The 239-nt window shown below is 48.5% G+C and carries 1 protein-coding gene; it reads left to right on the top strand.

Features of this window, described 5'->3' with window-relative positions:
• On the top strand, window positions 1-239 hold a 239-nt coding region (locus R0J88_RS23235), incomplete at both ends, for a DUF4011 domain-containing protein (protein ID WP_410901351.1).

Genomic DNA, 239 nt, shown 5'->3' with positions numbered 1-239 from the left:
CTACGATCTACCCCGCCCCGATGAGCATCACACCAAGCCTGAACATTGTGATAATGACATCCAGATCCTGTTATTTCCTCAGGAAATGGAATCCAGGCTACGTGGAATCCGAAACAAGTCCCAAACTGCAATTGAAGAAACCGGTACAGGTATTCTGTATCTTGCGCTGGGCTTCCTGGAATGGTTTGAATCACCGAATTCCGACAAGAGTCGACTCGCCCCGTTGTTTACCATTCCAG

The organism is Pseudoalteromonas sp. SIMBA_162 (genome assembly GCF_046535955.1).
GTDB lineage: Bacteria > Pseudomonadota > Gammaproteobacteria > Enterobacterales > Alteromonadaceae > Pseudoalteromonas > Pseudoalteromonas marina.
Note: the sequence above shows the minus strand (reverse complement) of the source record. Positions and strands in the feature narration are given on the sequence as shown.